This is a genomic window from Acidithiobacillus sp. (genome assembly GCF_023255755.1).
Taxonomy (GTDB): Bacteria; Pseudomonadota; Gammaproteobacteria; order Acidithiobacillales; family Acidithiobacillaceae; genus Acidithiobacillus.
Window position 1 is genome coordinate 1 of sequence record NZ_JAGDVS010000098.1, and the last position, 8,623, is coordinate 8,623.

Below are 8,623 nucleotides of genomic sequence, written 5' to 3' on the forward strand. Positions count from 1 at the left end.
GGCATTTTTACCGCCTACCAGAGGCACGTCTTCTATGCGGATGTCTTTGAAAAAACGTATATAACGCCCAGACATGACCCTCTCCTCTACTGTAAATCCGATTGCCATCTCTCCATTAAACATAGTAGACGCGTCGGGGTCCGGCAAGCCTTGGCGGCACCTGAGCGAGGGCTCAGATATTGCCGGATGGCTTCTGGGGCAAGGCGGACTGTTTGGTATCTTTTATCGGCTCGAAGGTCTTCCACGATACCCGCAATTCTGGCAGCGGCCGACCCAGCAAATGTTCCAGGCGCTCGATTTCCGGGGCATAAAGTTCCTGCAGAAAACGGCGCGCGGCGCTGTCCATGGGCGGCTTACGACCTTCGCGGAGAAAAATGTGACGCCAGATATATTCGCCCCAGCTATGGGGGAAAAGATGCTCGCCGATAAAACGGCTCATACGTCCGTTGGCAAGGCGCCGGGCCCAGTTCCCGCGCGGCAGACGGTGCGCGTTGTGGGCCGTTTCCAAATCAATGGCGCGCATGGCCGCACGATCAATGTCCAGAAAATCGGCAATGCCTTCCAGCACCGCCAGCGGGGTTTTTTTGAGATCTTCCAGGAGGCAAACATGCACATGGTCGGCACCAAAACGCTGCTGATAACGGATGATCTGCGCCGTATAGCGCCCGAGTTCCACATAGAGTTGGGAGATGCCCCAGCCTTTGTCAGAACGGGTCCAGTCCCGCTGTAATGCCTCCATGAACGGCAGGTCGAGGACCCCTTCATTGAAATCCATGAGGTATTGCGCATAGGCCCGTTGTACCGGGTCGCGCAGGATGATAATGATGCGTGCGTCGGGCTGCACGGCATGGATACGCTCCGGGGCCTCTTCACACCAGAGATAAGAAGGACTGGCATCCCCGATACGGGGAAACTGATTGGCACCCCGGTAGAGATGCTGATATTGCTCGACGTTGGCTACGTACTGAATCAGATGGGTCTGTTCGGGAGACGGATGGGGCCGGGTAAAGAAATGCGGTTCTTTCATCGTCGGCAAAAAAACCTGGGGATGTTGCCGCAAGTAGGCATAGAGCGAAGTCGTGCCGCTCTTTACCGCACCAACGATATAGAAATTGGGCCATATACGTTGTGACATTATGCGGTTCCTTCGCTCAGTGCCAGAGTCCCCATGTCTGCCAGCGCGTAGACGATATGCCGTACGCGCCTAGTGGCCATCCGCCGCCCCCAGCAGATGCACCATGATCTCCGTATAGATCTGGGACAGATGCTCCAGATCGGCAACGGCGACGCACTCGTTGATCTTGTGGATGGTGGCATTGATGGGTCCGAGTTCCACGACTTGCCCGCCCAACTGGGCGATGAAGCGTCCGTCCGAGGTGCCGCCGCCGGTAGAAAGCCGGGCCTCGTGCTGTTCTACGGCTTGTAAGGCCTTTTGAGTGGCGGCTACCAGGGGACCCGGTGCAGTAAAGAAGGGCGGACCGGACAACTGCCAGTCAATGGCATAGCGCATGGCGGAGGCGTCAAGAATTTTGTGGACCCCCGCCTGCAAAGATTCCGGCGTGGACTCCGTGGAAAAACGGAAATTAAAATCCGCCTGCAACTGGCCGGGAATGACATTGTTAGCCCCGGTACCCGCATGGATATTGGAGAACTGCAGACGGGTGGGCGGGAAAAAACCATTCCCCGCATCCCAAGTCTGATCCACGAGATCCGCGAGTGGGCGAAAAGCGCGATGGATGGGATTATCGGCCTTGTCGGGGTAGGCTACATGACCCTGTATACCCTGCACGGTCAGACGTCCATTCAGCGAGCCGCGCCGGCCATTTTTGATGACATCGCCCAGCATGTTTTCGGAAGAGGGTTCGCCCACCACGCACCAGTCGATGGTCTCCCCATGTTCCCGTAACCAGTCCACCACATGCCGTGTGCCATGGGTGGCGATGCCTTCTTCATCGGAAGTGATCAGAAAGGCCAGGCGCCCGGAATGCCCCGGATGCAGGGCGACAAAACGCTCTGCCGCCACCACCATGGCAGCAAGACTGCCCTTCATATCGGCGGCGCCACGTCCGTAGAGCAGGCCGTCGCGGATGGTCGGCTGAAAGGGGTCGCTCTGCCATTCTGCGAGCGGGCCGCTGGGGACCACATCCGTATGTCCCGCAAAACAAAGACACGGACCGGCGTCGCCCCGCTCCGCCCAAAAGTTCTCCACTCCCCCGGCGGGCAGGCGTGTCACCCGGAAACCGACAGCCTCCAGCCGGGCGATCATCAGATCCTGACAGCCTGCATCCTTCGGGGTCACCGAAGGGCGGGAAATCAGGTCCTCAGCCAGCTCCAGTACGACACTTTTGCCCATGGGGCGCCCCCTCAGATGTCACGGAGAATGGCGTTGATGCCGACTTTGCCCAGGGTTTTGGCATCCACCTGCTTGACGATGACGGCGCAGTAGAGGCTGTAGCTGCCGTCTTTGGAAGGCAAGCTGCCGGAAACCACCACTGAACCTGCGGGCACCCGTCCGTAGGTAATCTCACCGGTTGCACGATCATAAATGCGCGTGCTGGAGCCGATGAAGACGCCCATAGAGATGACCGAGCCCTCCTCAACAATCACGCCTTCCACCACTTCCGAGCGGGCACCGATGAAGCAGTTGTCCTCGATGATGGTGGGGTTGGCCTGCAGGGGCTCCAGCACGCCACCGATGCCAACACCGCCGGAGAGATGCACATTCTTGCCGATCTGGGCACAGGAGCCGACGGTAGCCCAGGTATCCACCATGGTGCCTTCATCCACATAAGCACCGATGTTGACGAACGAGGGCATCAGCACGCAGTTACGGCCGATAAAGGCCCCGCGCCGCGCCGTGGCGGGTGGCACTACCCGAAAACCGCCGGTGCGAAAATCGTTGCTGTTATAGTCGGCAAACTTGCCCGGCACCTTGTCGTAAAAATTGGTCTCGGCCCCCGGAATACGGGCATTATCCTGCAAACGGAAGGAGAGCAGCACCGCCTTCTTGATCCACTGATGGGTGACCCACTGGCCATCGCGCTTTTCAGCCACTCGCAGGACGCCCTTGTCCAGCCCTTCGATGGTCTGATGCACGGCTTCCCGCAGTTCAGCCGATGCCTGCTTGGGGGAAATCTCCGCCCGGTTTTCCCAGGCGGCGTCGATAATGGTGGCAAGACTCTGGCTCACACGAACTCCTTGATTAAGGTTTGTTAATGGTCGAAATGGTATATTGTTCCATAAAGTGACGCATGCGCTGCAGGCCCTCGACGCAATCTTCCAGGCTGCCGACCAGCGCGATGCGGACCCGATCCTTACCAGGGTGGACGCCGTGGGCATCCCGCGCCAGATAAGCACCGGGCAGGCAGCGTACATGCTCTGCCTCGTAGAGGGCGCGAACGAAGGCTTCGCCATCCCTCACCCGTGGCCAGAGATAAAAGCCGCCGGCGGGCGTTTCTACCGGCAGCACCGCACCGAGAATATCATGGGCGGCGGCAAACTTCCGGGCATAATCGGCACGGGTATGCTGCACATGCTGCTCATCCTGCCAGGCGGCGATAGCGGCGGCCTGAATGAAGGGCGGGGTGGCGGCACCCAGATAGGTCCGGTAACGGACAAAAGCCTTGAGGATATCCGCGTCACCCGCGACAAAACCACTGCGCGCACCGGGAATGCTGGAGCGCTTGGAGAGGCTATGAAAAGCCAGCACCTGCGCCAGACTGCCTGTCGCTGCGGCGGCCTCCAGAATGCCCGCGGGCGCATCTCCCTCGGGGTAGAGTTCGCTGTAGCACTCGTCGGCAGCGAGCACGAAGCCGTGTTGCCGGGCTTTGTCAATCAACCAGCCCAGGGTTTCCAGAGACAGGGTCGCGCCCGTCGGATTATGGGGTGAGTTGATGTAGAGTAACGCGCAGCGTGCCCAGACCGATTCCTCCACCGCGAGAAAGTCCGGCTGCCCGCTGGCATCACAATTCAGATAATAGGGCTCTGCCCCGGCGAGCAAGGCAGCACCCTCATAAATCTGATAGAAGGGATTAGGCAACAAGACCAAAGGCTTGGGGGTCTGACAAGGCGGCAGCGCCGCCTGCGCGACGCTGAACAAAGCCTCGCGGCTGCCGTTGGCGGGGATGACATGCCGCTCCGGATCGAGAAAACCAGCGGGCAGGGCAAAGCGCCGGGTGGCCCAGTCGGCAATGGCCTGCCGTAAACGCAGGTCGCCGAGCACCTTGGGATACTCGGCGAGACCATGCAGGTGCTCAATGATTGCTTCACTGACTATGGCCGGCGCCGGATGACGCGGCTCACCGATGGAGAAGTCGATGAGCTCCTTGTCTGCCGGAGTCACGCCCGCCAGCAGCGTGCGCAGACGCTCGAAAGGATAAGCCTGCAAGGTTTCCAGCAGGGGATTCATGGAGTTTTTTGTCATAAGCAGCGATTCTGGGGCAAGGATGGCGGTCATGACAAGTGCCTGGAATTTTCCTGGCGGGGGTGGCGGAATTTCGGGCGCTGACAAAGGTACTGGGATTTTATCGATTTGTGCAGGACAATACGGCGGAATTAAAACTTTGCCAAATGGGACGGTCGCTATTCATCAGAACACTCAGCCAGCCTCCGCGCTCCACCAGGGCGGCCCTACGATTGCTCTCCTGGTCGGCTCCAGCCTCTGGGGGGTGCTCTGGTGGCCGCTCCGCCATTTCAATGCGGCAGGTCTGCGCGGCGCGTGGCTGATTTTTGCTGTCTATCTATTGCTGGCAATACCTGCCGGTCTATGGTCCTGGCGTCGCCGCCATGAACTGCGGCATCACGGGCGCACTCTGGTCGGCTTGCTCCTACTCGGTGGCTGGACTAATGTGGCCTTCATGCTGGCGCTGGTGCATGGGGAGGTTATCCGTATCCTTCTGCTCTTCTATCTCTCACCGGTTTGGGCCATTTTTGCGGCGCGGATTTTTTTGAAGGAGGCGATAGGCTGGCGCGGTGGCCTTGCGGCCTTGCTGGCGGTGGGTGGGTCGGCTCTGGTCGTCAGCAATGGTCAGGGGTTTTCTCTCGCGGATATGGATATGAATGATCTGCTGGCTATTTCTTCCGGCCTCGCCTTCGCCCTGAGCAATGTCATTCTGCGCGCGGACACGGTCCTCGGTGATGTGCACCGCGCCACTGCAGTATGGTGGGGCTGTGTGCTGATTGCCTTGCCTTTTGCGCTTGTTCAGCAGTTACCGGCGCTACCATTGCCGGAGTACGGTTATCTGCTGGCTTTTTCCTGGCTGTGGATTGCCGGGGCGACGGTGGCGGTGCAATTCGGCGTAGCGCGGATGCCGGTGAGTGTTTCGGCGGTGATCATGCCTTTTGAGGTCATCGTGGGCGCGCTATCGGCCTGGTGGCTGGCGGGGGAAGCGCCGACGCTCCTGGAATTGTTCGGAGGTACCTTGATACTGGCGGCGGCGCTTCTGCAGATCACCCGCAGCCAGGGGCACCCTATTTTACTAGGGGGCGTCGAAATGGAGAAGGGCGAACTCTAGCTGTTCGCTGCGCTGGATGATTTGGTCGGCACCCCAGTGTTGCGGGTCGTTACCGGCCTCCAGGTAGCCCCAGGCGGCGGCCCAGCAGCGGGTTCCCGCCGCCTTGCCCGCGGTCATATCGCGCGGATCGTCCCCAATCATGAGGCTCCGGGCCGCACTGACTCCCATCTCGGCAAGGGCATGGATGACCGGCAGCGGATCGGGCTTGGCATGTGCTGTGGTGTCGCCGCTGACGACGGCGCCAGGGGCAACCGGTAGCTTGAGCGCGTTCAGCAAAGGCAAGGTCAGAAATCCCGGTTTATTGGTCACAATGCCCCATACCATTCCGCGCTCCGACAGGGCCATCAGTGTTTCCACCATACCGGGAAAGAGGGTGCTCTGTTCGCAGATATGGGCGGCATAAATCTCCAGAAATTCCGCCCGCATGGGCGCAAAATCGGGGTCCTCCGGCCGCAAATGAAAGGCTACCCGCAAGAGACCACGGGCACCCTGGGAGGCGACCGGGCGGAGCATTTCCAGCGGTAATGCCGCTAGCCCGCGATCGGTCCGCATCCGATTGGCTGCGGCGCCGAGATCAGGGGCGGTATCTACCAGCGTGCCATCGAGATCGAAGAGTACTGCGGCCAACTCAGGCATCAGAAGTTGCTTTGCGCGCATGGCTCAGATAGTTGACGCTGACGTCATCCGTTAGCCACCCGCGGTGGCGGATAAGGTCGAAGCGCATGCCCTTGAGCGATAAAGTCTCCAGACCGGCTTTGCGGGCCATGCTGAGCAGTTCGCTGGGCCGGATGAATTTCTGATAATCGTGGGTGCCGCGTGGCAGTAAGCCCAGCACATATTCGGCACCGATGACGGCCATCAGGTAGCTTTTGGGATTGCGATTGAGGGTGGCGAAAAAAGCGTCGCCGCCGGGATGCAGCAGACGAGCACAAGCCGCCACTACGGCTGCCGGGTCGGGGACGTGCTCCAGCATTTCCATGCAAGTCACCACGTCATAATACCCCGGCTTTTCTGCGGCCAGATCCTCGACGGCGATCTGCCGATAGTCGATGCGGAGATGACTAGTATCTGCATGACGGCGTGCCGCATTCAGGCCGTCCTCTGCGAGATCAATACCGGTAACATCCGCCCCTTGACGGGCCATGGCCTCTGCCAGGAGTCCGCCCCCGGTGCCCACATCCAGCACTTTCTTGCTATTCAGCCCACCACAGCCTTTGGCGATGAAGTCGAGACGCAACGGGTTGATTTCATGCAGGGTACGGAAGGGTCCATCGGTATCCCACCACTGATCGGCGAGGGCGTCAAACTTGTTGACTTCAGCCTGATCCATATTCATGCGTCATTATCCTTTTCACGAATGCGCTGTGCCCAGTTCCGGGCGCGTGCAAACACATCCTGCGTGTCCCAATCCACGGCTCGTCCTTCGACAATACGCGGATTACCGTTTACCCAGACATGGCTGACCTGATCGCGGCCGGCACAATACACCACCTGCGAGACCGGATCATAGACCGGGAAAGTGGCCGGATGATCCAGATCAATGGCGATACAGTCGGCGGCCTTGCCGAGTTCCAGGCTACCCGTTTCTGCGCCCCAGCCGATGGCCTCCGCACCGCCCAGGGTTGCGGCCTCCAGGGCCTCCCAGGCGGGGAAGGCGGTGGGATCCCCACTCACGCCTTTCGCCAGCAAGGCGGCGGTGCGCAATTCACCCAGCATGTCGAGGTCATTGTTACTGGCCGCGCCATCTGTCCCGATAGCCAAACCGATGCCCTGTTGACGCAGGACAGCTATCGGCGCCATCCCCGAAGCGAGCTTCAGGTTGGATTCGGGGCAGTGGGCAACGCGTAGTCCCGAGTCGCAGCAAATTGCCAAATCCTCGTCATTCAACTGGGTCATGTGTACGGCGAGAAAGTGCTGGTCCAATAATCCCAGTCTGGCCAAGCGCGCCAGTGGGCGCATGCCATCACGATCAGTGGCCTCCTGCACCTCGTAAGCGGTTTCGTGGACGTGCATGTGCACCGGCAGGTCTTCCACTTTGGCCAGGTCGCGCGCCCCGCGCAAGCCCGCATCACCGACAGTGTAAGGCGCATGGGGGGCAATACTCTGGCGAATGAGAGGCATCTGGCGCAGGCGCGGCAATAAGTCCGCTGCCGCCTGCAGGCAGGCATCGGCATTGGCCGCATAGGCGGTGGGGAAATCAATGATGACGTGCCCGATGGTGGCCCGCATGCCCATGCGCTGGGCAACCTCCGCCGCGGCTTCAGGGAAGAAGTACATGTCATTGAAGGAGGTGGTGCCACCGCGCAGCATCTCCACGACAGCCAGTTCCGTGCCCATGGCCACAAATTCCGGGCTGACAAAACGGCCTTCTACGGGCCATATATGTTCATTCAGCCAAGTCATCAGCGGCAGGTCATCCGCGAGTCCGCGCATCAGAGTCATGGCCGCATGGGTATGGGCGTTGACCAGGCCGGGCATCAGAACATGGTGGTCGAGCTGCGTAGTGTGTGCTGCTGTGTAGCGCGCGCGGATTTCTTCGGCCGGGCCGATAGCGAGGATATGTCCGTCATGCACCGCCAGGGCGTGATCTTGGAGTACGCTACGCGGTCGAATCGGCACGATCCAGCGCGCATGAATAATCAGATCGACAGATTGCATTCCCGATTTTTCTAACGCCACACCGGACTCCATCCTTTCTGGAAAGGGAAGGCGCCATATTAGCACAAGGGCAGCGGCGTCCGACAAATGTCGCGGCGCCCGTGATATGGCCCCGGATCAGCCGTTGATAACCCGCTTGATCGCTTCGGCGTAGGCCCAGACTGTTGCCGAGTAATAAGTGCTCGGGTTGTAGCCCATGATGGCGTAGAAATTCGGGTAGGCGATGAACAGTGTCGGGCCACGCTCTGTCTGCAAGCGCAGCAGGCCCACTGGCGTTGATCCTGGGAGCCTCGAAGCCTTATCCGGCTGAATGCCAGCAGCGCGCAGTTGCGCAAGCGGGTGCTTGCCTTGTAGAAATGGCGCCACGTCAGCGCCCTGATCGCCGGATACCCGGCCCAGCACCGGCTGTCCCGGCTGCCAGCCATGGCCGCGGAAGAAGTTGGCGGTGGAAG

General features: G+C 60.2%; 9 protein-coding genes. 1 reads left to right on the plus strand and 8 read right to left on the minus strand.

The annotated features are described in order from the left end of the window. Positions 1-172 precede the first annotated feature (172 nt). The 4 genes from Q0C48_RS06950 to dapC all read right to left on the minus strand — a co-directional run bounded on the left by Q0C48_RS06950 (position 173) and on the right by dapC (position 4,408). The gene (locus Q0C48_RS06950; protein WP_291522831.1) at positions 173-1,135 is read right to left on the minus strand and encodes a sulfotransferase; all 963 of its coding nucleotides are present in this window, start codon (positions 1,133-1,135) and stop codon (positions 173-175) included. Between the two features lie 69 nt (positions 1,136-1,204). Then, on the minus strand, positions 1,205-2,353 hold the full coding sequence (dapE, locus tag Q0C48_RS06955) for a succinyl-diaminopimelate desuccinylase (protein WP_291522834.1): 1,149 nt from the start codon (positions 2,351-2,353) through the stop codon (positions 1,205-1,207). 11 nt (positions 2,354-2,364) lie between these two features. Continuing rightward, positions 2,365-3,189, minus strand: coding sequence for a 2,3,4,5-tetrahydropyridine-2,6-dicarboxylate N-succinyltransferase (gene dapD, locus Q0C48_RS06960; RefSeq protein ID WP_291522836.1), 825 nt, complete (start codon positions 3,187-3,189; stop codon positions 2,365-2,367). Between the two features lie 13 nt (positions 3,190-3,202). After that, positions 3,203-4,408 (minus strand): succinyldiaminopimelate transaminase, encoded by a 1,206-nt coding sequence (gene dapC / locus Q0C48_RS06965; RefSeq protein WP_291522848.1) that lies wholly within the window; start codon positions 4,406-4,408, stop codon positions 3,203-3,205. A gap of 154 nt (positions 4,409-4,562) precedes the next feature. Between dapC and Q0C48_RS06970 the strand changes: the two genes are divergently transcribed. Then, the gene (locus Q0C48_RS06970) at positions 4,563-5,513 is read left to right on the plus strand and encodes a DMT family transporter (RefSeq protein WP_291522838.1); all 951 of its coding nucleotides are present in this window, start codon (positions 4,563-4,565) and stop codon (positions 5,511-5,513) included. Here Q0C48_RS06970 and Q0C48_RS06975 read toward each other — a convergent pair. From Q0C48_RS06975 to Q0C48_RS06990, 4 genes are all read right to left on the minus strand, one after another. Further along, complete coding sequence (locus Q0C48_RS06975; protein ID WP_291522840.1) at positions 5,478-6,149, minus strand: HAD-IA family hydrolase; 672 nt, start codon at positions 6,147-6,149, stop codon at positions 5,478-5,480. The genes Q0C48_RS06970 and Q0C48_RS06975 overlap by 36 nt on opposite strands. Further along, on the minus strand, positions 6,142-6,849 hold the full coding sequence (gene ubiG / locus Q0C48_RS06980) for a bifunctional 2-polyprenyl-6-hydroxyphenol methylase/3-demethylubiquinol 3-O-methyltransferase UbiG (protein ID WP_291522842.1): 708 nt from the start codon (positions 6,847-6,849) through the stop codon (positions 6,142-6,144). Before ubiG ends, Q0C48_RS06975 begins: the two co-directional genes overlap by 8 nt. Next, entirely contained in the window at positions 6,846-8,192 is a 1,347-nt protein-coding gene (locus tag Q0C48_RS06985; RefSeq protein WP_291522844.1) for a TRZ/ATZ family hydrolase, read from the minus strand. Before Q0C48_RS06985 ends, ubiG begins: the two co-directional genes overlap by 4 nt. A 96-nt stretch (positions 8,193-8,288) precedes the next feature. Further along, positions 8,289-8,623 (minus strand): lytic murein transglycosylase (locus Q0C48_RS06990; protein WP_291522846.1); only part of this gene is annotated, 335 nt, incomplete at its 5' end.

Excerpts from the sequence above, each read along its gene's own strand:
- Q0C48_RS06950 (WP_291522831.1), bottom strand. The coding sequence starts at position 1,135 with ATGTCACAACGTATATGGCCCAATTTCTATATCGTTGGTGCGGTAAAG.
- dapE (WP_291522834.1), bottom strand. The coding sequence starts at position 2,353 with ATGGGCAAAAGTGTCGTACTGGAGCTGGCTGAGGACCTGATTTCCCGC.
- dapC (WP_291522848.1), bottom strand. The coding sequence starts at position 4,408 with ATGAATCCCCTGCTGGAAACCTTGCAGGCTTATCCTTTCGAGCGTCTG.
- Q0C48_RS06975 (WP_291522840.1), bottom strand. The coding sequence starts at position 6,149 with ATGCCTGAGTTGGCCGCAGTACTCTTCGATCTCGATGGCACGCTGGTA.
- ubiG (WP_291522842.1), bottom strand. The coding sequence starts at position 6,849 with ATGAATATGGATCAGGCTGAAGTCAACAAGTTTGACGCCCTCGCCGAT.